The sequence below is a fragment of the Lelliottia sp. 7254-16 genome (assembly GCF_002922995.1).
Taxonomy (GTDB): Bacteria; Pseudomonadota; Gammaproteobacteria; order Enterobacterales; family Enterobacteriaceae; genus Enterobacter; species Enterobacter jeotgali.
Genome location: NZ_PQVS01000011.1, coordinates 112,310 through 133,491 on the forward strand (window position 1 = coordinate 112,310; position 21,182 = coordinate 133,491).

Sequence of the window (21,182 nt, forward strand, 5' to 3'; positions counted from 1 at the left end):
GGCGCTTAGGCTAGTAGGTCACGCTAACGTTAATGGTGTCCGTATAGGTTCCTGGAACCACAGTCACGCTGTTGCCGCCCCCAGTAATTCGGCCATACAAGGTGTAACTGTCGACGCCGCCTGCGGTGGAGGCCACCGGAAGCGGTGCGTTATTGGCGACTATGTTGTTAAATCCGCTGTCGCTAAACAGGCTATAGGCCACGCCCTGTGCGGTGTTAGCGGTGTTGACCAGATAGCGGGCTGGCGTGCCTGGTGTACCGACAACGGTGCCCGGCGCAGTGGAGTTGGTATTCCCGGTAATCGCTACCGTATAGCTGGCGGTCGTACACTGAATGGTGAAAGTGTTGCCCCCGCTGGCACCCGCTAGCTGGGTGGTGAGGGTCGAGAAGGTGGCGGGATGCGTCCCGAAGTCGAGGCTACCGAAGTTAATACCGTTTTGCGTCGGAGAGCCGTTGATCAGGCAACCGTTGGTTAAGGTCAACGTCGCGCCGATGGTCCCGCTGCTGGTCACCGCCATCGCCTGATGCGCCGCTAACGCCAGCATACTGCCCGTACAGATCAGAAGGAGTTTATTTTTCATTTACAGCCCTCCAGTAAATGTTGCCCTTCATTTTCGTATTTTATTGATACCACTCAATCTGTTAGCACCACTAAACATTCCCAATCAGCGCTTATTGAGAATTTAGTTTATGGATCAGGGTTCAACCACTTAGGCTGTTTTGACTCATACTTTTGCCGTATTGCTCTGTTATTCATTTTTAAAACAATGAGTTATGTTTTTTAAAACATGCTTAACGCCCCCTAAACAGAGGATATATTCATCATAATGTGATTAGCGTCACAATATATCGCGTCATTATGAACAACAAATTTAATAAAACTTAAAAAATTGTTGTATCTCCATACGCTTTACTTCAATTTATGCGATGAATGCATTGGCGCGCTGAAATTAAAAAATTATATGACTCAGCGCACTGATGAAAACTTAGGCGCATAACAGAGGGTCTTTTTTCGTGGCAAGTGCAAACAAACTCACGCTGTTCATCGTGATTTTCATGCTGGCGGGTATTCTTTCAGGGGCAGTCATTCACGAGTACGCGTCACCCGACGCTATCGCGACCTGGGCAGACAACATCACACTCCTCACCGATATTTTCCTCCGACTGATCAAAATGGTTATCGCTCCGCTGGTGTTTAGCACACTGACGGTGGGCATCATGAAACTCGGCGAAACGTCCACCATTGGTCGCGTCGGCGGCAAAGCCATGGTGTGGTTTATCAGTTCCTCAGTGCTGTCTATTCTGGTGGGCTTATTTATCGTCACGCTGGAACAACCCGGCGCGGGCCTGAATCTGGCGATCCCGGTTGAATCTGTTGATACAGGGCTGGCCGTCAGCGGCATGTCATTAAAGGGATTCCTGTCGCACACCATCCCGACCAGTATTGTCGGCGCGATGGCGAATAACGAAATTCTGCAGATCGTGGTCTTCTCAATGTTCTTCGGCATTGGCGGCGCGTCTCTCGGCGAGAAATTCAACGCTCCGCTCGTTGCGGCGCTGGATGTGGTGTCTCACATCATGCTGAAAGTGACGGGATACGTAATGTACGTTGCGCCACTGGCTATTTTCGCGGCGATCTCATCGGTTATTGCGACGCAGGGGCTGGGTATTTTGCTTAACTACGCGTCATTTATTGGCGGATATTACGTAGCCATTCTGCTCACCTGTCTGGTGCTGCTGGCTGTGGGCTATATGGTGCTGAAAAAAGAGGTCTTCCGCCTGGTCAGCATGCTAAAAGATCCGGTTCTGGTGGCGTTTACAACCAGTAGTTCGGAAGCGGCGTACCCGAAAACGCTGGAACAACTCACCCGCTTTGGCTGCTCACGCAATATCGTGTCATTCGTTTTGCCAATCGGTTATTCCTTTAACCTGGTAGGCTCAATGGTGTATTGCTCTTTTGCGTCGATGTTTATCGCCCAGGCTTATAATATCCATCTGAGTTTTGCCGAAGTGACGGTTCTGATGCTGACACTGATGCTGGCCTCGAAAGGCATCGCCGGCGTACCACGCTCGGCGCTTGTGGTGTTAGCTGCAACCATTCCGAGCTTCCATATTCCAGTGGCGGGTATTTTGCTGCTGATGGGGATCGATCATTTCCTCGATATGGGCCGTTCCGCGATTAACGTGCTGGGCAACGGCATTGCAACCGCGATGCTGGCACAAAATGAGGGACTGCTGGAAGAAGAGCCGGAGCTGGTGCAGCAGGAAGCGTAAGACGTAAAAAAGCCGGGTAGCGCTGACGCTTACCCGGCCTACAACGTGATTTCCGTAGGCCCGTGCAAGCGCAGCGCCGCCGGGCAAAAAAAAGGAAGGCTGATGCCTTCCTTTTAACATCACTAACCTTACGCCACGTGGCTTGCCGCGATATCCAGCAGGGCCATTTCGTCGCTGTTCAGCAGTTTTTCGATATTCACCAGAATCAGCATACGGTCGCCGAGTGCGCCGAGGCCGGTCAGGTATTCGGTCGACAGGGTCACAGCGAATTCCGGAGCCGGACGGATCTGGTCGGCGGTCAGGGACAGCACGTCAGACACGCCATCGACCACAATACCCACCACGCGCTGGCCCAGATTCAGGACGATCACCACGGTGTTGTCATTATACTCCACGTCACCCTGGCTGAATTTCACGCGCAGGTCGACGATAGGGACAATTACTCCACGCAGGTTGGTCACACCTTTAATGAAGGAAGGCGTGTTGGCAATGCGAGTCACCTGATCGTAGCCGCGAATCTCCTGCACTTTAAGAATATCGATGCCGTACTCTTCATCGCCTAAAGTGAAAACCAGGAATTCCTGCCCTGATGGCTCGCCGGCCAGTTTCGTTACATTACTCATACCGGTCATGTTTTTACCTTCTTAACTAATCAGGCGGCTGTGTACGCCACACGTTGTTCACGATTTAAACCCTGAAGCGCCGACACATCGACGATCAGTGCGACGCTGCCATCGCCAAGGATGGTGGCAGCTGAAATTCCCGGCACTTTGCGGTAGTTGCTTTCGAGGTTTTTCACCACCACCTGGTGCTGACCAATCAGCTGATCGACCAGCAGCGCATAGCGGCGACCCGCGCTTTGCAGAATAACCACGATGCCCTGAGTCGCTTCGGTTTTCGCCCCGTCGACTTCAAACACTTTCCACAATTCCACCAGCGGCAGATATTCACCACGCACTTCGAGCACGCGTTCACCGCCTGCCAGCGGATGCAAATCTTCATCACGCGGCTGCAGGGATTCCATCACCGCATTCAGCGGCAGAATAAACACTTCACCCGCGACTTTGACCGACATCCCGTCAAGGATTGCCAGCGTCAGCGGGAGTAGAATCCGAATCGTAGTACCCGAACCTTGCTTAGATTTGATCTCAACGTGGCCGCCCATCTCCTGGATGTTACGTTTCACCACGTCCATGCCCACGCCACGCCCGGACACGTCAGTCACCTGCTCTGCCGTCGAGAAACCAGGCGCGAAGATCAGCATTCCCACTTCTTCGTCGGTCATGTTTTCGTTAACCGACATGCCTTGCGAAAGCGCTTTCGCCAGAATACGTTCACGATTCAGACCCGCGCCGTCATCAGTTACTTCGATGCAGATGTTCCCGCCCTGATGTTCTGCGGAGAGAATCAGGTTGCCGACCGGGGATTTCCCCGCCGCAATACGGTTTTCCGGGGATTCGATACCGTGGTCGAGGCTGTTACGTACCAGGTGCGTTAACGGATCGATAATGCGCTCAATCAGGCTCTTATCCAGCTCGGTAGAACTCCCGAGCTGAGTCAGTTCAATTTGTTTATTGAGTTTGCTGGCCAAATCGCGAACCAGGCGCGGGAAACGGCTGAACACGTATTCCATCGGCATCATACGGATGGACATCACCGATTCTTGCAGGTCACGGGCGTTACGTTGTAACTGCCCCATGCTGGTAATCAGATCGCCGTGCGTCACTGGGTCCAGTTCGTTAGAACGTTGCGCCAGCATCGACTGGGTAATCACCAGCTCGCCGACCAGGTTAATCAGCTGATCGACCTTCTCTACCGCGACGCGGATACTGGTTGATTCGCTGCTACGGGCGGCCGGTTTTTCACGCTCAGCGCGGTTAGGTGCGCCCGTTTCAGTTGGCACGGCTTTCAGCGCAGGCGCTGTGGCAACAACGGCTGGCGCGCTGGCTTCTGGTGCGGCCAGGACTTCGGCCACTTCAGCAGGCGCTTCAACGGCAGCCGCTTCGGTTTCAAAGGTAATCTGGTCGGCTTCAATCACGAAGCACAGTACCGCGACAATATCATCCTGACCGATACCACCATCGATGGTGGCAGCCAGGCTGTCCGGTCCTTTGACGATATTGCTTAACGTCGCCAGATTGCCCAGTTCTTCTTCCAGCAGATTGACTTCACTCTCTTTCAGACGAGAGAGAACCACGCGCAGCTTTTCTTCGGCTGCTGGCGGGGTCGCGTCTTCTGACGCCAGTGCATCTACCACACTCAATTTTGCCGCGCTGACCGCAGGTGCAGCCGCTTCGCCCTTCGCTTCCAGAGCTAACTGGCGCAGAGCGTTGCAGATGTATTCAAAGCTTGCAGCATCTGGCTCTTGCGAGCTTTTATAGGCGTCGAGCTGTTCCTGCATAATATCTTTGGTTTCCAAAAACAGGTTAATAATGTCGGTGTTGAGCTGCATCTCACCGCGACGAGCTTCATCCAGCAGGTTCTCCATTAAATGGGTCGTTTCCTGCAGAACGGTAAAACCAAATGTACCGGCACCACCTTTAATGGAATGTGCTGCACGGAAAATGGCGTTGAGCTGTTCTGAATCTGGCGCCTCAGGCACTAAATTCAGCAGATGCTGCTCCATGTCCGCCAACAACTCGTCGGCTTCATCAAAAAACGTCTGGTAAAAATCGCTAATATCCATGCTCACGCTATCACCTCGGATTGGCTGGTGGCGATGTTGGAACGGCAGCCGAAGGAACTGCCCCTGGCTGTTTTAAATCGTCCAGTGACTCATTCTGGCTTTCGGCGTTTTCGTGCAGAATGGTCTGCTCCGCCTGCTGATTGAGCACTAAAAGACTGATACGACGGTTAATGGCATCGTCCGGGCCACGGTCGGTGACGCGCATGGTGGCGGCCATACCGACGACGCGCAGGACTTTGCCTTCATCAAGCCCACCGATAACCAGCTCGCGACGCGAGGCGTTGGCACGATCGGCAGAAAGCTCCCAGTTGCTGTATCCCTTCTCGCCGTTGGCATACGGGAAATCATCCGTATGTCCAGAGAGGCTGATGCGATTAGGAATACCGTTCAGCACCGGCGCAATACCGCGCAGAATATCGCGCATGTAAGGCTCGACTTCCGCGCTGCCGGTTTTGAACATCGGGCGGTTCTGGCTATCAATAATCTGGATACGTAATCCTTCCTGCACCAGATCAATTTTTAAATGCGGACGCAGCGCGCGCAGTTTCGGGTCCGCCTCGATGAGCTGATCGAGGTCGCCACGCAGTTTTTTCAACCGCGCTTGCTCCATGCGTTTTTTAAGCTCGTCGATATTGGGCTCTCGTTTCACTTCACCCTTTTGTTGGGTGTAGTCATCACCGCCGCCGGGGATCACGCTTTCACTGTTAGAAATACGCTGTCCACCCGTGACCGCCGTCGCCAGCGGTGTTCTGAAATACTCCGCAATCTGAATCAGCTCTTTCGGGCTGGAAATGGAGATCAGCCACATCACCAGGAAAAACGCCATCATTGCGGTCATAAAGTCCGCATAAGCGATTTTCCACGAGCCATGAGAGCCGCCACCATGACTTTTGTGCTTGCGCTTTTTGACTATGACGATGGGATGGGACTGATTTTTCATGCGTCCTCAGTCGTCGTCTGTTGGTTTGGGTTTTTCACGGCGCGCACGTGTTCTTCAAGCTCGATGAACGACGGACGCTCGCTCGAATACAGAGTTTTACGTCCGAATTCCACCGCGATTGGCGGCGCATAACCGTTCAGGTTAGAGAGCAACGTTATCTTCACGCACTGCATCATCTTGGTAGTTTCAGCACTTTTCTGGCGCAGCACGCTTGCCAGCGGAGAGATAAATCCGTAAGCGAGAAGAATACCGAGGAATGTTCCCACCATTGCGTGGGCAATCAGCGCCCCCAACTCAGCCGCTGGACGATCGGCGGACGCCAGGGCATGAACCACGCCCATTACCGCCGCGACGATACCGAATGCGGGCAAGGAGTCACCCACCAGCGCCAGGGCGTTAGCCGGCACTTCGGATTCGCTTTCGTGCGTTTCGATCTCTTCGTCCATCAGCGCTTCGATTTCGAAGGTGTTCATGTTGCCACTGATAATCAGTCGCAGATAATCGACGATGAAATCCAGCATCATCGCGTCGGCGAGAATACGTGGATAGCTGGCAAAAATTTCACTCTCTTTCGGGTTCTCAATATCACGCTCCAGCGAGAACATGCCTTGTTGACGCGATTTCGCCATTAAGCGATAGAGCAGCGCCAGCAAATCCATATACATGCTTTTGGTGTATTTCGAACGACGAAACAGCAACGGGAGCGCCTTCAGCGTCCCTTTGATTGATTTACCGTTGTTACCAACGATAAAAGCACCTACCCCTGCGCCGCCGATGATAATCAGTTCAGCCGGTTGATAGAGTGCTCCCAGGTGTCCGCCGGTCATCATATAACCGCCGAAAACTGTACCGATAACAACCAGGTAACCTAATAAGATAAGCACGACATCATCCTTCCGCTAGTGACTATGGCAGGACGTCCAGTTCGAAGGCATAACCGGATCGCAGGGTAAAAAAAAGCAGCGGTAATTGCTTACCGCTGCTGGAATCTTGCCCACGAGTTCGGGTTAAACAGCTTGTTCGATCTGTTCATCCAGCAGTTGTGGAATAATATCGGCAGCTTCCGGGGAAAGTTTACGTCTTTTTACCGCACGGGATGGCGGCTGGCATAAACTGCAGGCAAAGCTACCAGCTGGCTGATGAGCATGGGTGATAAAGTTGCCGTCACAGCAGTTACAGCGCGACAATTGCAACAGACCACTCTCAACAAAGCGCACCAGAGTCCAGGCGCGGGTCAGTGCCAGTAAAGGCCCTTCTTCCGGCTGGGGACATTGTTCAAGGTAGAGTTTGTAAGCTTTAATCACGGCGTCCACGCCGCTACACAAACCTGTTTTCAGAAGAAATTGCCAGGCGTTGCAAAACATCGATGCATGGATGTTTTGCTCCCAGGTCATAAACCAGTCCGTTGAAAACGGCAGCATACCTTTCGGTGGCGGACTGCCGCGCAATTCTTTGTACAATTTGATAAGACGACCGCGGCTCAGTTGAGTCTCGCTTTCCAGCATTTGTAAGCGAGCACCCAACGTGATCAGTTCCATTGCCAACTGAATGTCGCGAGCTTCCTGAACAATGCTTTTTTCGCTCATCATTAAGCCCTTTTCTTGCGGGCCACTTCGTCAGGCTGGCTGATTTCGGTGAGAAGGCGGGTGGAAAGCAAAATTCCGGTGTGGATCTGTTGCAGATCGTCAACGCGTGAATCCTGGGTCAGACGGGTAATGGTCTGATGACTGTCGAAGCGGAACTGACAAACCAGCTGATTGGTTTCTGCCAGTTTGACCATCTGAGGGAGGGTTAATCCGCCGAGCGTTGTTGCCATCTCTTCGCTGATACCCAGACGGAACATTGCGGACGGTTTGTCCTGACTAATCAAACGCTGCGCAAGTAATAAGTATGACAAATTAATGTCATAGACATGTTTCAGCATCTCGGATGTATGCATTTTTCCCATCCAGAATAACCAACTATTATTTTTATGCGGTAAGACCGCACCCCGTGATGTCGCCGGGAAAACCCCGGTAAAAAAAAAAGAAAAGGCGAAAATGCATAGTCGAATTAAGGGGTAAACTGGATAAAACACGCGATGTTTAAATGATGATCCCTTTCCTACGCGCTTTATCAATTCTTACAAATAACTAAGATTTTTCCTAATTCGAGGCAACTCTACTCGTCAGTTTTGAGACATACAATGCAGCCCCTCCCGAAATTTAAAAAAAATGTGATCCACGTCACACAATTTAAGCCATAAACTCAGATTAATCCATCAGTATGACTTCTAAGTTGGTTGTTTTTTGCTCAAAGAGTACACTTTTATATTCTGAATGAACGAATACTCATGCAGAGGGATGAACATTCCCCGCATACGGCTCTTTTGGTTTAAAACCCTTCTCTGTGCGCGGATTAGAGAATAAGCCCCTTGAGAAGGGGTAAAATAAAAACCCATAAAAAACATAATGTTAGTCGTTAAATAAAACTAACTAGTTTCAATGAGTAACGATCGCCATTTTGTTGATAACGGGTTAAAACGATTCGTCGGCCAATTATTAACATTGTGGTATTTACGTTAAGTAGCACATTTCCGTGGTTATGTTGGGTTATGACACTATTCGTTTTATAAGAATAATTAATGAATAATTATGATAAGCGTCACACCAATGTCGTATTGCCCTCTTGCGAAGCGCAAAGAATCGCGCTAATGGTGATGAACCATCAGTCTCTGACAATCACAGGAGTGAGTGATGAGTTACTCTCATGTTCTTGTTTGCGTTGCAGTGACGCCAGAAAGCCATCAGCTCGTGGCACGCGCAGTTTCTATCGCCCGTCCGCTTAATGCGCGGGTTAGCCTGATTACTCTGGCGACCGAACCGGAAATGTACAATCAGCTTGCAGCCCCTATGCTGGAAGACATTCGTGGTCTTTTACAGGAAGAAACGCAGGTGTTTTTGCAGGAGCTGGAGGAAAAGGCCCAGTACCCTATCGCACGGACTTTTATCGCCACGGGGGAGCTAAGCGCACATATTCTCGATATTTGCCGTAAAGAACATGTCGACTTGGTCATTTGTGGCAACCACAACCACAGCTTTTTCTCACGCGCCGCGTGTTCAGCCAAAGCGATTGTAGGCTCAAGTCTGGTCGACGTACTGCTGGTTCCCCTCGGCAACTGATGCCGCCGAGGGGCTGAACTCAGGCGAGTTTAGGGAAGGTTGCGACCTTTTTTTGCAGGTTGCTCTCCACGGTTCGAGGAGTTGTCCGCTCAAGATCGCGAATAAAATGCTCCTGCCAGTGGTTAATATCGTTTTCGCGTATGACCTTCATCATCTCAGCATGCCGTGCAATACGCTCTGTCAGCGGCATGGTTAGCGCCCTGTCCAGCGCATTTGCCACATCATCGCTGTCATAGGGATTAACGATCAGCGCTGAACTCAGTTCATTGGCTGCTCCGGCAAACTGCGATAGCACCAGCACGCCTGGGTCTTTCGGATCTTGTGCGGCAACATACTCTTTTGCCACCAGATTCATGCCATCACGCAGGGGCGTCACCAGTCCCACTTCGGAATAGCGGAACACTTTCATCAACACCTTACGGTCAAAATGTTGGTTCAAATAGTAAAGCGGCGTCCAGCCAAGCTGGCCGTAGCGCCCGTTGATCCGCCCGGCTTCAGTCTCTAACTGATGGCGGATATCCTGATAAGCTTGCACCTCTCCACGGGATGTCGGCGCAATCTGCGTGTAACGAATTTTACCGTGATGCTGCGGGAATTTATCCAGCAGGCGTTCGTAGGCCAGGAAACGCTCCGGTAACCCTTTGGAGTAATCCAGACGTTCGACGGAGAAGATATTTTTGACGTTTTTCAGCTCACTTTTAAGCTGTGCCAGCTTCGGCGGTAACGGGCCAGAGGCGTCGGTCGCTATCTCATCGGGTTCAATACCAATGGGATACACCTCCGTATTGAACGCTTTACCCCACGCGGTGTGGGACTTGCCGCTGCGGGTGGTCACGCGAGTCTTACCGGAAACGCTATCCAGAAACGCCAGTCGGTCATTTTCGGTCTGGAATCCCAGCAAATCGTAATCGCATAATCCTTCAAGCAGTTCTTCGTGTGGCGGCAAGGCGTTAAAGATTTCTGGCGTCGGGAACGGGATATGCAGGAAGAAGCCGATCCGGTTATTCACTCCCCTTTTGCGCAGCTCGCTGGCAAACGGAATCAGGTGATAATCGTGGATCCATAAAATATCGTCTTCCTCGATTAAAGGCAGCAGTTTATCCGCCAGCAGCGCATTGACGCGCATGTACCCTTCAAACGATTCCCGCTGGAATTTGACCAGGTCCAGACGATAGTGAAACGCGGGCCACAGCACGGCGTTGGAAAACTGCGAGTAATACTCTTCGTAATCCTTTTCGCCAAGATTAAACGATGCCCAGGTGATATTCCCCTGCGTCACCTTTTTTAGCGGCTGATCCTCGTTACCGACATCACCGCTCCAGCCAAACCACAGCCCACCCGCTGATTTTAAGGCACCTAAAATCCCCACCGCCAGACCACCCGCGCTGGATTTTTTATCGTCCGGTGGCGCAATTCGGTTAGAGACTACGACTAAGCGACCCATCATGTTTTCTCCTGTTGTTATGCGCTATTTTTTCTTGTTGTTGCTGGTTAGCGACTTCAGTGACCCATTCCCAGACGCTGGCTACGTTCGCCAGTCGCCATGCGGCGCAGGTTTCACCCTGCCCGACTTTAATTGATACCCCTCCGGCCTGATTGACGACGCTAAACCCGCTCTCATCCGTCAAATCGTCACCGACAAATACCGGCGTTTTGCCCGCAAACGGTGCCTCGGTCATAAAGGCTTTAATCGCCTCGCCTTTATTGATGCCTTTGGGTTTGATTTCGACCACGCATTTACCCGGCTGCAGGGCAAGTTGCGGGTTCGCTGCCACGACAGATTCTGCCAGCGCCGTTATTGCAGCCTCATGCTGAGGAGCCTGTCGGTAGTGCAGCGCAAAGGCCATCCCTTTGGCTTCCAGTTCCGTTCCCGGAAGACGTTCCAGCGCAGATGTAAGCTGCGCCGTGAGCGTCTGAATGAGCGTGGAAGGGAGTGAGACGATATGCGCGTTGTCATGGATGTCGCGGCGCTCCGCTCCGTGCACACCGGCAAGCGGAAAACGGTAAGGCCTGGCGAGCTCATCTAGCTCGGCCATTGAGCGCCCTGATATCAATGCCAGTGCTCCCTGACTCATCCCGGAGAGCTGGTGTAACACCCGGAGAATATCGGCGGGTAAAACCACCTGGTCGGGATGAGGTTTGATCTCGGCGAGCGTTCCGTCGAGGTCAAAAAAGAATGCAAATTCTCCGGTTAGTGCAGGCGGTACGGTTAACGAATCAGCCACCCTTATCCTCCTTACGGTTTTCGAGATGTAAGACATTTAACATCTCAGTAGCCATGTAAGTATAGACAGTGTGACGCTGCTCGCCATTTAGCAAACCGCCCACCAGCAAAGCTGGCAGGCGGCAAGGAGGTAGAACTAGACTTAAAAGTTGCGCCCGAATTTCCTTATACGGTACGTTTCGCTTTTTGCTTGTAACGGTCGAAGATCACCGCTGCCAGCAGGATTAGGCCGCGAACCACGTACTGAGAGAACGGGGAGATATTCAGCAGGTTCATGGCATTCTCGACGGTACCGAGAATCAATATACCGGCGACCACATATGAGATTTTTCCGATGCCGCCTTTCAGCGAAACGCCACCCAAAACGCAGGCCGAGATAACAATCAGCTCATAACCAATCGAGGTCATCGGCTGACCGCTGGTCATACGTGAGGCCAGAATAATCCCCGCCGCCGCCGACACCAGCCCGGAGAGCACAAAGATAATAATCTTGGTGCGCACCACCGGAACACCCGCCAGACGCGCCGCTTCTTCATTGCCACCAATCGCCAGCGTGTTACGGCCAAACGTGGTTCTGTTGAGCAGGAAACCGAAGATGATCAGGCACCCCACCGTCAGCCAGATAGGTGCAGGCAGACCCAGCCAGTTGGCATAGCCGAGGGTAAAGAAGCGTTCGTCTTCGATGCCTACGGCTTTACCGTCAGAGATAATATAGGCCAGACCGCGCACAATCTGCATAGTGGCAAGCGTGGTGATCAGGGCGTTAATTTTCAGGCGTGCAATAACGAAACCGTTCACCAGACCGCTGAGCACGCCGAGCATCAGACCGGCTAACACGCCTATCCACAGGCTTTCGGTCATGTTGATGACCACCGCCGTCGTCACCCCAGCGCAGGCGATAACCGACGCGACAGAAAGGTCGAAATCACCCGAAGCCAGGCAAAACAGCATCCCGCAGGCGACCATGCCCGACATCGAAATTGCCAGCCCAAGCCCTTTCATATTGATAAAACTGGCGAAGTTCGGCACAAAAATCGCACAGCCAATAAACAGGACCGCAAACACCACCAGCATCCCGTATTGATCCCAGATACGCCCAAGGTTAAAAGCCGACTTTGGCGCACGGGAGGAAGTAACAGAGGACATCATTGACTCCTTGCTCAGGCGACAGCCTGGCTAACTTTAGGCATGGCGAGGCTCAACGCCTGTTGTTCATTCGCCTGTTCATGTAACAACTCACCGGCAATATCCCCTTCGCGCATCACGATGATGCGGTCAGCGACGCCCAACACTTCGGGCAGATCGCTTGAGGCGAACAATACCGCCACGCCGCGTTTTGCCAGCGCATAGATGACGTTATAAATCTCGTGCTTGGCCCCAACATCGATGCCGCGCGTCGGCTCATCGAGCAAAATGACTTTCATCTCCTCCGACAGCCAGCGCCCGAGAATCGCCTTTTGCTGATTCCCGCCAGAAAGGTTCATGATCAGCTGCTCGGCACCGGGGGTTTTAATATTCAGCGCACGAATGTGGTGATCGGCATTGCTCGTTTCCCAGCCGTCGTTTATCAGGCATCCGGCACGGATAAATTTGCGCCGTGCGGAGATATTGATATTGTCCCGCACCGAATGGACAGGAATGATCCCGTCGGCTTTTCGGTCCTCCGGGCAGAGCATTAAACCCGCGCGAATGGCATGGGCCGGTTTCTGAATATCCACCGCCTGACCGTCGATATAGACCTGCCCTTCGGAGATTCGCGTCCCGCCAAAAAGCCCTTTCATCAGCTCGCTGCGCCCCGCGCCAACCAGCCCGAACAGGCCGACAATTTCACCGCTGCGCACCGACAGGCTGATTGGCGTGCGCACACCAGGTGCTTTTACACCGTTCAGGCGCAGGCGTTCCGTGCCGTATTGTCGCGGCTGCCAGTGGTAGATATCCCCCAGTTCACGGCCCACCATCGCCTGCACCAGCTGGTCGTGATTCACCTGCTGCATATCGGTAAAGGTGCGCACGTAGCGTCCGTCTTTGAACACCGTTATCGCATCGCTCAGGGCGAAGATCTCTTCCATGCGGTGCGAGACGTATAAAATGATCCGCCCTTCTTTGCGCAGTTCGCGGATTACACGGAACAGATTGTCGATTTCTCGCGCAGAAAGTGAGCTCGTCGGCTCATCAAAGGCGATGATCTTGGCGTTTCGTGCCAGCGCCTTGGCGATTTCCACCATCTGCCATTGACCAATCGACAGATATTTCAGCGGTGTTTGTGGATCAATATCCAGCCCGAGGTGCTGGAGTTGCAGCCCGGCTTCGTAATTGAGCAGCGAGCGATTGACGATCCCGCTCTTGTGAGGCAATTGCCCCAGATAGATATTTTCCGCCACCGTCATTTCAGGCACCAGATGCAGTTCCTGATAAATAATGGCGACCCCGGCATTCAGCGCCGCTGTGGTATCGGCAAACGCCACCTCTTCACCGCGCAACACAAGCGAGCCGGTGGTCGGGGCGTAGTTGCCGCTAAGGATTTTCAACAGCGTGGATTTCCCCGCGCCGTTCTCCCCCATCAGGGCGTGAACCTGACCGGGATAGCAGTCAAAACTGATATCGGTCAGCGCGTTTACACCGGGAAAGGTTTTACCGATGCCGCGAAAAGAGAGATACGGGTCAGACTGTTGCATAACGTCTCCGTGATTCCAGTAGTGTACGTCTGGCCCCTCAGCAGCGAGGGGCGCAATCACAACAAGTTACTTACCGCCCAGCCCTTTTTTCGCCAGCTCCTCTTTGAAGTTGTCGCGGGTGATCAGCACCACGTCGGTGACTTCAGTGAATTTCGGTGGCTCGGCGTCTTTGGTGACCCAGTTATAGAGCATTTCGCTGGATTTATAGCCATGAACATCCGGGCTTGGCAGGAGCGATCCGTAGAAGCCGGTCGCCTGCGCTTTGGACAGTTCACTCACCGCATCCACACCGTTAATGCCGATGCCAATAACATCAGGTGCTTTAAAGCCCTGGCCTTCGGTTGCACGAACGCCGCCCAGCACGGTGTTATCGTTCATGCCGACCACCAGCCAGTGTTTCACTTCCGGATGCTGAACCAGCATCGAGTTGGCGGCATCAAATGCACCCGGGATATCGTTCGATTTGGTAGGCACTTTATAGATCTGCTTTTCCGGGAAACCGGCGGCTTTCAACGCTTCCATCGAACCGGAGGTGCGGCGGCGAGCGGTATCCAACTCATCCGCGGTGATAGCCATCACCGCACTCTCTTTCACATCCCAGCCGCGTTTTTGCATCTCTTTATAGAGTTCCTGGCCCTGACGTTCACCGATTTTGGTGGCCGCCATCATCACCAGCGGCACGGTGTCCATCGGCTTGCCTTTGGCGTTGACGAACTGATCGTCAACCGCAATCACCTTCATGCCGTAGCCACGCGCTTTCGCCACGATCGCCGATCCGAGTTTTGGGTCCGGCGTACAAATCACAAATCCTTTCGCACCGCTGGCTGCGAGGCTATCGATGGCGTTTAAGGTTTTTTCACCGTCGGGAACGGCAATTTTAATGACGTCAAAGCCCAGATCTTTCCCGGCTTTATCGGCAAATTTCCATTCAGTCTGGAACCAGGGTTCTTCTGGCTGTTTGACCAGGAAACCGAGTTTTAAATTCTCTGCCATAGCGGATTGTGACATAACGGCAGCCAGGCCGATGGCCGCCAGCGTTTTAGTAAATTTGTGCATGGTTAACTCCAGCATTAGCATTCTTTTATGTAGGGTATATTGTCGTGCTTTCTATTTAATCGGACTTAAAACAAGGCATTAGCGCTAAACCTGTAATAAGCGATAGTGCTGGAGATAGTTTTAGCGGGAAATTAATCATCCATAAGAGAGCGCCATCACACCGCAGAATTACAGTAATTGCGTACATAGATTCAGCGATAAATGACATAAAAATGAGGGGTATTGTCGGACAAATAGTGAGGGTTTAAGCAGAATTATCCATGAGGTTAGCTAACATGTCCCTGTAAGACGGGCGCCGTAGCGCCCGACAGAAAAATTACCAGGCGTAGTAAATGTGATCGGCGTGGTCACGCACCGGAGCTTCATCTCCCAGCAAACGTGCCGAGAGCGTCAGGGCAAAATCAAAGGCATGCCCCAGACCTTTGCCGCTGAGCAGATTTTGGTCTTCCACGACCGGCGCATCAACATATTCTCCGTCTTTGACCGTTTCCCACAGTTCCCCGGAACAGACGTAGCGACGGCCTTTCAGCAGGCCATTTCCGCCCAGCACACGGGCAGCGGCAGAGCAGATCGGACAGATGAGTTTTCCGGCATCATCGTGGGCTTTCACAAAAGTAATCACTTCCTTGCTGGCGGCCAGATTCACACTCCCCTGCGGCCCGCCCGGCAGAACGACTGCGTCATACAGGGTATCTGCACGCTCCGTTAGCGTCCCGTCTGCCACCATCGGAATATTATGATAACTCACTACCGCGCGAGACTCCGCGCAGGCCAACGTCTCGACCTCAATCTGCATCCGTCGCAGGATATCAATCGTGATAATTGCTTCCGCTTCTTCAAATCCTGGTGCCAATAACACTGCAACCTTTGCCATTATGATCTCCACGCATAAAATAGATAAAACATCGTTTCATTTTACAAGATGTCATAAGTCAAACCTGTGCGTGGATCACAGTTCCTTAGAAAGGCGAAATGATGGCGTTATTCTTTTTTAATGAGGGGAAATGGATAGCCGGTCACATTAAGATGATGCTGAACGGCTTTATTCTGTTAGTAATCATCCCGTTCAGAAATAAGGATATTATAATGACGACCTCAGGAATGATTCAAAAGCTCAACACCCAGATGAATCTCGAATTCAACGCGTCAAATCTCTATTTACACTTGAGCGACTGGTGTTCAGAGCACAGCCTCAATGGCACCGCCACCTTCCTGCGCACCCAGGCACAAAGCAATATTACCCAAATGATGCGGGTGTTCGAATTTATGAAACAAGTCGGTGCAAATCCGATTGTTAAAGCCCGCGTGATATCCGAAGAGTCTTATTCATCGCTGGAAGAATTGTTCCAAAAAACCCTCGACGAGTATGAGCAGCGCCTGAGTATGCTCAATTCCTTAGCCGGTGAAGCGAAGGCCCTAAAGGACGACACTATTCTGGATTTCTTGCACGACATGGGGAAAGAGCAGCAGCAGGATGGATTGTTATTGAAAACCATTCTGGATGAGGTGCGCAGCGCAAAACGCGCCGGGCTGTGTATGGAGCAGACCGATCAGCATCTGCTCAACGTGGTGAATTATCAGCATCACTGATCCCTTTTCCGTAATTGTTAATTAATAGTTACCAAGTCTCTGCTTTTATTGAAATTTAACAAATCTGATCTGGCTCCCAGCCAATACCCTTACAAAGTGAAATGATTTAATTCATTTCACTTTGATTGACGAGGGAGCTTCATGATAACCATTGAGTTTATTGTCATTATTCTCTGCCTGCTGGTGGGAACACGGTTTGGCGGGATGGGTCTTGGGCTGATAAGCGGTATCGGCCTGTTCATTTTAAGCTTTGTATTCGGCTTACAGCCCGGCAAACCGCCGGTTGATGTGATGCTGACTATTCTCGCGGTGATTGGTTGTGCCGCCACGTTACAGACTGCAGGCGGTTTGAACGTGATGATGCAGTTTGCTGAGCGTTTACTGCGCAAGCATCCGCAGCACATTACTCTCCTCGCACCTTTCACTACCTGGATGTTGACGTTTCTGTGTGGCACCGGGCACGTGGTTTACACCATGTTTCCGATCATCGCTGATATCGCGCTGAAAAAAGGAATTCGTCCGGAACGCCCAATGGCCGTTGCTTCCATCGCTTCGCAGATGGCAATTACCGCCTCTCCGGTCTCTGTCGCCGTGGTGTCGCTGGTGTCGATCATTGGCGCTCAGCACGGTGTAGGTCAGGCGTGGGGCATCCTTGAGATTCTGGCCGTTTCGGTTCCCGCCTCGCTGTTTGGCGTGATGATCGCCGCGCTCTGGAGCCTGCGTCGCGGGAAAGATCTGGCTGATGACGCTGAGTTTCAGGAGAAATTAACCGACCCAAAACAGCGCGAATTTATTTACGGCAGCACCGAAACGCTAATGAATCAGCGCTTTCCGAAGCAGGCGTACTGGTCAACATGGATTTTCTTCGCCGGGATCGCCGTGGTGGTTCTGCTGGGTGCCCTGCCCGATTTACGACCTGCCTTCGAAATTAAAGGTAAAATGACGGCGTTGTCGATGAACCTGGTGATTCAGATGATGATGCTGATTGCCGGGGCCGTGATGCTGATTGCCTGTAAGGTCAATGCCTCCGCCATTTCGAACGGCGCGGTATTTAAAGCCGGGATGGTGGCGATTTTCTCGGTGTTCGGCGTCGCGTGGATGAGCGATACCTTTTTCCAGGCGCATCTCGACGAGCTGAAAATGGCGCTGGAGGGCGTGGTGAAAAGCCATCCGTGGACCTATGCCATCGTACTGTTCCTGGTCTCCAAACTGGTGAACAGCCAGGCCGCAGCGCTCACCGCCGTCGCGCCGATGGGACTGATGCTGGGCATCGAGCCGAAAATGTTAATCGCATTCTTCCCGGCCTCTTACGGCTATTTCGTCCTGCCGACTTATCCAAGCGATCTGGCCTGTATTGGCTTTGACCGCTCCGGTACGACCAAAATCGGCAAGTTTATTATCAACCACAGCTTTATTCTGCCGGGGCTGATCGGCGTGAGCTGCGCCTGTGCCGCCAGCTATCTGCTGGTGCAAACCTTCTTCTAATCGCGAACAGCGTGCTGCCAGTCAAAGACGCCCGGCGGCACTTCGTTTGCACGGGCCTACGGGGTTTTGTAGGCCGGGTAAGCGAAGCGCCACCCGGCAAAAACCTGTTTCAAAATTCAAAACATCGGTTTATTTTAGTGTGACTCACCCTGCGGTGTGAACTTGAGTTCGATAAGCGCAATGGCTTTTTGAATGGCGCGAAGCGTGACGGGATCCGCCGCAGCAGGATGGCTGGTGAAATCGATGTTTTTCAGTTGGGTGGACATTTTTTCCCGCACTTCGGTCGGGGTGATAACGTCTAACACATCCAGGATTTGTTTGATGACCAACTGGCACGCGACGACGTCAGATACCAGTTCCTGATCGGCGCTCAGATTTTGAGACATAGGAAGCTCCTTCAATAAAGAGCGCCATAGTAACAAAATGAGTGCCCTTTCATCTTCCCTCTCGTCGACCGCAGGCACAAAAAAACCTGCCGAAGCAGGTTTTTTTCATCAGAACATTGCGCCTGGTGGTACGTCTTTGAACGTATTGCAGTAGTTTGCCCACATGCTTTTCAGGATTTTGCGCAGTTTCATTTTATGCTCCGGTAATGTGTTATGCAGGTGTTATTGTCTATGCGCATATAATATGACCAGCATCACAAAAATCAATGGTTATGTGATGTGCATCACGGTTATAAAACCAACAATGCTGCCAAGTTGTTATAAAAAATCACGGCAAATCCACAGGTTAGGAACTTATAAGTTCCAGTAAATTTTTATAAAATTTTTTGATATGGCAGGGTAAAGATGACCGAAAACATCACCGGGAAAGAGAGTCGCGGCTTGTCGCCTGCGGCGCTGCTGGTTGCCGGGGCGTTCTTTATGGAGTTTCTCGACGGCACCGTCATTGCCACCGCGCTTCCGGATATGGCAAAAAGTTTTGCCGTGCAGGCCGTCGATTTGAATATCGGTATCAGCGCCTACCTGATTACGCTGGCGGTATTGATCCCCGCCAGCGGCTGGATTGCCGATCGTTTTGGCGCACGCAGGGTGTTCGCTGTGGCGCTGGCAATTTTTACGCTGGCTTCCGTTCTGTGTGGCCTGTCCACCACAGTCGATCAGTTTGTCGCCATGCGCGTGCTTCAGGGTATGGGTGGCGCGCTGATGGTCCCGGTAGGCAGGCTCGCCGTGCTGCGTACCACGCCCAAGCATCAGCTTATCACCGCTATCGCGACCCTTACCTGGCCCGCGCTGGTTGCGCCGATTATTGGCCCGCCGCTCGGAGGATTTATCACCAGTTATGCCGACTGGCGCTGGATCTTCTTCATTAATGTGCCGCTCGGGATAGTGGCGATAATTCTGGCACTGCGAATTATTCCCGATCTGCACGAAGACACGCGTCGACCGTTCGATACACCCGGTTTTATCGCCACCACCGTTGCGATGGTAAGCCTGGTTTATGCTATGGAGTTAATGGGTGCGCAACAGTCCGAAGGATTAGTTCTCACTCTCTGCCTGTTGGCCGTGGGCGCGGCAACACTCATTTATGCCCTGCGCCATTTTCAGCGAGCCCAGTGGCCGATGATTCGCCTCGACGCCATGCAGGTTCCGACATTTCGCGTGACGATGTACGGCGGTTCCCTGTTCCGGGCCTCCATTAGCGCGGTCCCTTTCCTGCTGCCGCTGATGTTCCAGGTCGGATTCGGGATGGACGCTTTTCACTCCGGCCTGTTGGTGCTGGCGGTATTTGTCGGCAATCTGACGATTAAACCGGCGACCACGCCGCTGATTCGCAGTCTCGGATTCAGAAAACTATTGCTGATGAATGGTGCGTTAAACGTCCTGTCGCTGCTGGCCTGCGCGTTTATCACCCCACAAACGCCGGTCTGGCTGATTATGCTCATCCTTTATCTGGGTGGCGTGTTCCGTTCGATTCAGTTTACTGCCGTTAGCACTCTGGCATTTTCGGATGTGCCTTCGGCGCAAATGAGCTACGCCAATACGTTGTTTTCCACCGCGACGCAGCTGGCTGTCGGGCTTGGGATCACGCTCGGAGCGATTGGTATTCGTATCGGGGAAACACTGGGGGCGGTTCTGGGAATGGGGAATGTACCAGGAATCAGCTTCCGTCTGGCCTTTGTCGCCATCGCGCTGATTTGTCTGGTGGGGATGTTTGATACCTTGCGACTCACAAAAGACGCGGGAAGTGCAGTGTCGAATAGACAATGAAACAGGTTTAGTAGGCCGGGTAAGCGAAGCGCCACCCGGCATATTCGAATGACGGATTAACCGACGATACCGCGAACAAAGGCTTCGATCTCTTTGTCCTGACAGTTTTCGAAGAAGCACTGCTGGAAACGCTGGCCGGACACCGCGGTTTTCACCAGTTCAGGATCGATGGCGCGCAGGGTATCCAGATAGTTGTCTTTCACCACGGCGGCTTTCACCTGGTTCAGAATACCGGCGTTACGTACCTGCGGCTCTTTACGCTCTGGTGGATAGCCTTCACCTTTGCGGCCAGTGAACGCTTTTTCGAAGATAAAGCGTACGTTCAACTCCGCGCCCCAGCCGAAGCCTTTTGCGAACGGCAGAGACAGCGCGTTACCGTTGTTGATTTGCGCAAACAGGAACGCATCTGCCGGGTCGATACAGTAGCCGCAGATCACGCCCGGATGGATGTTCAGGGACATCAACGCGCCTTGCCCGGTCCCGCAACCCGTCACGACGAAGTCGACAGCTTTAGAATTTAACAGGATGCTGGCCATGATGCCCAGGTGAATATAGGTCAGATGGTGATCGTTCTCGTCACTCATCCCGACGTTATAGACCGGGAATCCCTTCTCATCGACGACGGTTTTTAATTCGTTGAGGATAGTGGAGTTTTTGCCAGCCTGGCTGTTTTCCATCATCAGTGCAATTTTCATTCTTCATCTCCTGAATGCGTTGCGGTTTTTGCCGCTACAGATAGCTAATCCACCCAACCTTACTATCTAACAAACACACTTTCAAATTAACTGAAAAAATGTTTTAAAAAACGAAAGCCGCCTCACAAATTCAGGTAAAGAGAAGGAAATGGCGAGCTATTGCATAAAGTTAAGAAATCTCTAC

21 protein-coding genes are annotated in these 21,182 nt (G+C 52.3%); 5 read left to right on the forward strand and 16 right to left on the reverse strand.

The features are described from left to right. Nucleotides 1–10 precede the first annotated feature (10 nt). Nucleotides 11–580, reverse strand: a complete 570-nt coding sequence (locus tag C3708_RS15445) for a spore coat protein U domain-containing protein (protein ID WP_095282419.1) — start codon at nucleotides 578–580, stop codon at nucleotides 11–13. A 433-nt stretch (nucleotides 581–1,013) separates the two neighbouring features. Here C3708_RS15445 and C3708_RS15450 point away from each other — a divergent pair, with 433 nt between their 5' ends. Next, nucleotides 1,014–2,273, forward strand: a complete 1,260-nt coding sequence (locus C3708_RS15450) for a dicarboxylate/amino acid:cation symporter (RefSeq protein WP_095282420.1) — start codon at nucleotides 1,014–1,016, stop codon at nucleotides 2,271–2,273. 128 nt (nucleotides 2,274–2,401) lie between these two features. Here the strand turns inward: C3708_RS15450 and cheW are convergent, their stop codons facing one another. The 6 genes from cheW to flhD form a co-directional block, all read right to left on the reverse strand. Next, a complete protein-coding gene (gene cheW / locus C3708_RS15455; RefSeq protein ID WP_095282421.1) occupies nucleotides 2,402–2,905 on the reverse strand; it encodes a chemotaxis protein CheW in 504 nt (167 codons plus the stop codon). Nucleotides 2,906–2,925: 20 nt separating this feature from the next. Beyond that, nucleotides 2,926–4,965, reverse strand: coding sequence for a chemotaxis protein CheA (gene cheA, locus C3708_RS15460; protein WP_103949665.1), 2,040 nt, complete (start codon nucleotides 4,963–4,965; stop codon nucleotides 2,926–2,928). A gap of 4 nt (nucleotides 4,966–4,969) precedes the next feature. Beyond that, a complete protein-coding gene (gene motB, locus C3708_RS15465; RefSeq protein ID WP_095282423.1) occupies nucleotides 4,970–5,899 on the reverse strand; it encodes a flagellar motor protein MotB in 930 nt (309 codons plus the stop codon). After that, entirely contained in the window at nucleotides 5,896–6,783 is an 888-nt protein-coding gene (gene motA, locus C3708_RS15470) for a flagellar motor stator protein MotA (RefSeq protein ID WP_095282424.1), read from the reverse strand. The genes motB and motA overlap by 4 nt, the downstream gene beginning before the upstream one ends. A gap of 123 nt (nucleotides 6,784–6,906) precedes the next feature. After that, the gene (gene flhC, locus C3708_RS15475) at nucleotides 6,907–7,485 is read right to left on the reverse strand and encodes a flagellar transcriptional regulator FlhC (RefSeq protein WP_095284306.1); all 579 of its coding nucleotides are present in this window, start codon (nucleotides 7,483–7,485) and stop codon (nucleotides 6,907–6,909) included. Between the two features lie 2 nt (nucleotides 7,486–7,487). Further along, complete coding sequence (flhD, locus tag C3708_RS15480; RefSeq protein ID WP_095282425.1) at nucleotides 7,488–7,838, reverse strand: flagellar transcriptional regulator FlhD; 351 nt, start codon at nucleotides 7,836–7,838, stop codon at nucleotides 7,488–7,490. Between the two features lie 796 nt (nucleotides 7,839–8,634). On the opposite strand from flhD, the gene uspC reads away from it, so the two are divergent. Continuing rightward, nucleotides 8,635–9,060, forward strand: coding sequence for a universal stress protein UspC (gene uspC / locus C3708_RS15485; RefSeq protein WP_095282426.1), 426 nt, complete (start codon nucleotides 8,635–8,637; stop codon nucleotides 9,058–9,060). A 19-nt stretch (nucleotides 9,061–9,079) separates the two neighbouring features. Here uspC and otsA read toward each other — a convergent pair whose 3' ends face one another. The 6 genes from otsA to C3708_RS15520 form a co-directional block, all read right to left on the reverse strand. After that, complete coding sequence (gene otsA / locus C3708_RS15490; RefSeq protein WP_103946229.1) at nucleotides 9,080–10,504, reverse strand: alpha,alpha-trehalose-phosphate synthase; 1,425 nt, start codon at nucleotides 10,502–10,504, stop codon at nucleotides 9,080–9,082. Further along, complete coding sequence (gene otsB / locus C3708_RS15495; protein ID WP_103949666.1) at nucleotides 10,479–11,285, reverse strand: trehalose-phosphatase; 807 nt, start codon at nucleotides 11,283–11,285, stop codon at nucleotides 10,479–10,481. Before otsB ends, otsA begins: the two co-directional genes overlap by 26 nt. A 164-nt stretch (nucleotides 11,286–11,449) precedes the next feature. Continuing rightward, a complete protein-coding gene (gene araH / locus C3708_RS15500; RefSeq protein ID WP_103946100.1) occupies nucleotides 11,450–12,430 on the reverse strand; it encodes an L-arabinose ABC transporter permease AraH in 981 nt (326 codons plus the stop codon). Between the two features lie 14 nt (nucleotides 12,431–12,444). After that, complete coding sequence (gene araG / locus C3708_RS15505; RefSeq protein WP_103949667.1) at nucleotides 12,445–13,959, reverse strand: L-arabinose ABC transporter ATP-binding protein AraG; 1,515 nt, start codon at nucleotides 13,957–13,959, stop codon at nucleotides 12,445–12,447. 66 nt (nucleotides 13,960–14,025) lie between these two features. Further along, entirely contained in the window at nucleotides 14,026–15,015 is a 990-nt protein-coding gene (gene araF, locus C3708_RS15510; protein ID WP_095282430.1) for an arabinose ABC transporter substrate-binding protein AraF, read from the reverse strand. 316 nt (nucleotides 15,016–15,331) lie between these two features. Further along, nucleotides 15,332–15,889 carry a DJ-1 family glyoxalase III gene (locus C3708_RS15520; RefSeq protein ID WP_103949668.1) on the reverse strand — a complete coding sequence of 186 codons (558 nt, stop codon included), beginning with the start codon at nucleotides 15,887–15,889 and terminating at the stop codon, nucleotides 15,332–15,334. Between the two features lie 212 nt (nucleotides 15,890–16,101). Between C3708_RS15520 and C3708_RS15525 the strand changes: the two genes are divergently transcribed. Together C3708_RS15525 and C3708_RS15530 are read left to right on the forward strand one after the other, a co-directional pair. Then, nucleotides 16,102–16,605 (forward strand): non-heme ferritin-like protein, encoded by a 504-nt coding sequence (locus tag C3708_RS15525; protein WP_103946230.1) that lies wholly within the window; start codon nucleotides 16,102–16,104, stop codon nucleotides 16,603–16,605. 141 nt (nucleotides 16,606–16,746) lie between these two features. After that, nucleotides 16,747–18,090, forward strand: coding sequence for an anaerobic C4-dicarboxylate transporter (locus tag C3708_RS15530; RefSeq protein ID WP_095282432.1), 1,344 nt, complete (start codon nucleotides 16,747–16,749; stop codon nucleotides 18,088–18,090). Between the two features lie 134 nt (nucleotides 18,091–18,224). Here C3708_RS15530 and C3708_RS15535 read toward each other — a convergent pair whose 3' ends face one another. Both C3708_RS15535 and azuC read right to left on the reverse strand, forming a co-directional pair. Beyond that, on the reverse strand, nucleotides 18,225–18,476 hold the full coding sequence (locus C3708_RS15535) for a DUF2766 family protein (RefSeq protein ID WP_095282433.1): 252 nt from the start codon (nucleotides 18,474–18,476) through the stop codon (nucleotides 18,225–18,227). Between the two features lie 108 nt (nucleotides 18,477–18,584). Then, nucleotides 18,585–18,668 carry a stress response protein AzuC gene (gene azuC, locus C3708_RS15540; RefSeq protein WP_014832437.1) on the reverse strand — a complete coding sequence of 28 codons (84 nt, stop codon included), beginning with the start codon at nucleotides 18,666–18,668 and terminating at the stop codon, nucleotides 18,585–18,587. Nucleotides 18,669–18,881: 213 nt separating this feature from the next. Here azuC and C3708_RS15545 point away from each other — a divergent pair, with 213 nt between their 5' ends. Then, entirely contained in the window at nucleotides 18,882–20,303 is a 1,422-nt protein-coding gene (locus C3708_RS15545; protein ID WP_103949669.1) for an MFS transporter, read from the forward strand. A 56-nt stretch (nucleotides 20,304–20,359) separates the two neighbouring features. On the opposite strand, the gene C3708_RS15550 is transcribed toward C3708_RS15545, so the two are convergent. Then, a complete protein-coding gene (locus C3708_RS15550; protein WP_095282435.1) occupies nucleotides 20,360–20,998 on the reverse strand; it encodes an RpiB/LacA/LacB family sugar-phosphate isomerase in 639 nt (212 codons plus the stop codon). Nucleotides 20,999–21,182 lie beyond the last annotated feature (184 nt).

What these genes read in the sequence shown, in the direction of transcription:
- C3708_RS15535 (WP_095282433.1), bottom strand. Translation starts at nt 18,476, where the DNA reads ATGTCTCAAAATCTGAGCGCCGATCAGGAACTGGTATCTGACGTCGTC.
- uspC (WP_095282426.1), top strand. Translation starts at nt 8,635, where the DNA reads ATGAGTTACTCTCATGTTCTTGTTTGCGTTGCAGTGACGCCAGAAAGC.
- flhC (WP_095284306.1), bottom strand. Translation starts at nt 7,485, where the DNA reads ATGAGCGAAAAAAGCATTGTTCAGGAAGCTCGCGACATTCAGTTGGCA.
- araF (WP_095282430.1), bottom strand. Translation starts at nt 15,015, where the DNA reads ATGCACAAATTTACTAAAACGCTGGCGGCCATCGGCCTGGCTGCCGTT.
- C3708_RS15520 (WP_103949668.1), bottom strand. Translation starts at nt 15,889, where the DNA reads ATGGCAAAGGTTGCAGTGTTATTGGCACCAGGATTTGAAGAAGCGGAA.
- C3708_RS15530 (WP_095282432.1), top strand. Translation starts at nt 16,747, where the DNA reads ATGATAACCATTGAGTTTATTGTCATTATTCTCTGCCTGCTGGTGGGA.
- araH (WP_103946100.1), bottom strand. Translation starts at nt 12,430, where the DNA reads ATGTCCTCTGTTACTTCCTCCCGTGCGCCAAAGTCGGCTTTTAACCTT.
- cheW (WP_095282421.1), bottom strand. Translation starts at nt 2,905, where the DNA reads ATGACCGGTATGAGTAATGTAACGAAACTGGCCGGCGAGCCATCAGGG.
- otsA (WP_103946229.1), bottom strand. Translation starts at nt 10,504, where the DNA reads ATGGGTCGCTTAGTCGTAGTCTCTAACCGAATTGCGCCACCGGACGAT.
- azuC (WP_014832437.1), bottom strand. Translation starts at nt 18,668, where the DNA reads ATGAAACTGCGCAAAATCCTGAAAAGCATGTGGGCAAACTACTGCAAT.
- C3708_RS15525 (WP_103946230.1), top strand. Translation starts at nt 16,102, where the DNA reads ATGACGACCTCAGGAATGATTCAAAAGCTCAACACCCAGATGAATCTC.
- C3708_RS15445 (WP_095282419.1), bottom strand. Translation starts at nt 580, where the DNA reads ATGAAAAATAAACTCCTTCTGATCTGTACGGGCAGTATGCTGGCGTTA.
- C3708_RS15545 (WP_103949669.1), top strand. Translation starts at nt 18,882, where the DNA reads ATGACCGAAAACATCACCGGGAAAGAGAGTCGCGGCTTGTCGCCTGCG.
- flhD (WP_095282425.1), bottom strand. Translation starts at nt 7,838, where the DNA reads ATGCATACATCCGAGATGCTGAAACATGTCTATGACATTAATTTGTCA.
- motB (WP_095282423.1), bottom strand. Translation starts at nt 5,899, where the DNA reads ATGAAAAATCAGTCCCATCCCATCGTCATAGTCAAAAAGCGCAAGCAC.
- C3708_RS15550 (WP_095282435.1), bottom strand. Translation starts at nt 20,998, where the DNA reads ATGAAAATTGCACTGATGATGGAAAACAGCCAGGCTGGCAAAAACTCC.
- araG (WP_103949667.1), bottom strand. Translation starts at nt 13,959, where the DNA reads ATGCAACAGTCTGACCCGTATCTCTCTTTTCGCGGCATCGGTAAAACC.